Source organism: Streptococcus sanguinis (genome assembly GCF_020729725.1).
Lineage (GTDB): Bacteria > Bacillota > Bacilli > Lactobacillales > Streptococcaceae > Streptococcus > Streptococcus sanguinis_V.
Genome location: NZ_JAJEPA010000004.1, coordinates 1 through 976 on the forward strand (window position 1 = coordinate 1; position 976 = coordinate 976).

General features: G+C 34.5%; 2 protein-coding genes and 1 pseudogene. All 3 read left to right on the top strand.

What is annotated here, in order from left to right; all coding sequences use genetic code 11:
* A pseudogene (locus K4I03_RS00080) lies at positions 1-198 on the top strand (XRE family transcriptional regulator); the annotation flags it as partial.
* Positions 199-249: 51 nt separating this feature from the next.
* Positions 250-489 carry a hypothetical protein gene (locus K4I03_RS00085; protein ID WP_227963288.1) on the top strand — a complete coding sequence of 80 codons (240 nt, stop codon included), beginning with the start codon at positions 250-252 and terminating at the stop codon, positions 487-489.
* 142 nt (positions 490-631) lie between these two features.
* Positions 632-931: a hypothetical protein gene (locus tag K4I03_RS00090; RefSeq protein WP_227963289.1), complete on the top strand. Its 300-nt coding sequence runs from the start codon at positions 632-634 to the stop codon at positions 929-931.
* Positions 932-976 lie beyond the last annotated feature (45 nt).

Below are 976 nucleotides of genomic sequence, written 5' to 3' on the forward strand. Positions count from 1 at the left end.
TCTTTTGGTAATGCCATAAAATTGACAGAGTTTTATGGCAAGCAGGGTATGGAACATTTTGACGAAGTGAAGAATATGTTTTATGACAGCATTCCAAGCCTTATCAAAAAGGACCCAGAAATAGCTGCTCAAAATATCATTAGTCAAGTAGAAATGCTACTTGCTGCTTTGGAAGCAAAAAAAGACGCAGAATTATAACTTGCAGTCATTGTGAATAATCGTGAGTCCTGAAAGGGACGAGGAGGAAGAATGAAAAATAAAGTAAGATTTGAAGGACAGACATATATTGAGTTAACTAAACCTAAGCGCAGCTTAGAAAATTGGGGCGATAACGTTTATAAAAGTCAAGGGATTTTTCCAGATGAGACTCAATCGGTAGAGATCATCTACACATTTACAGATCAAGAGCACAAAATTATGGAACAAACAAATAACCTGGAAGACTTACCATGGAATGATGACCATATTATTGCTATCGTTGAAATTTAAAAGTAAAATCAAGGGGGTATTGCCCCTTTTTATTAAAAAAACTTAAAAACTTTTAATGAAATCCTTGACAAACGTTTCAATATCGCATATAATACAACTAAAGAGTTTCGATAAAGAAACGTTGAAGAAAAGGAGTAAAGATATGGAACTTTTTGAAAGAATTGAAGCGGAAGGTTTGATCGCATTATCAGCGGTCAAACAAGGTGATTCATTAGTATTGGGAGACCGATATGCTAATGTTCAACTTGAAGGCCGGTTGACACGAACTCCATTTGACTATCGTTTGAAGCTAAAAGATAGCTATTTTGGAGAAGAAAAAGAATTGGAAGTTGCCATTGAAGATAGTGACAAGATGTTTCAAGAAATTTTACTTCTTGAAGATGGATTGAATAAGGTACGGGAAGCGATGCGAGATTATCGGCTTGCATTTTGTGAAGAATAAAATAAAGAGGAAATAATGAACTTTTATGTAGTAAGTGAGTAAATT

Excerpts from the sequence above, each read along its gene's own strand:
- K4I03_RS00090 (WP_227963289.1), top strand. The coding sequence starts at position 632 with ATGGAACTTTTTGAAAGAATTGAAGCGGAAGGTTTGATCGCATTATCA.
- K4I03_RS00085 (WP_227963288.1), top strand. The coding sequence starts at position 250 with ATGAAAAATAAAGTAAGATTTGAAGGACAGACATATATTGAGTTAACT.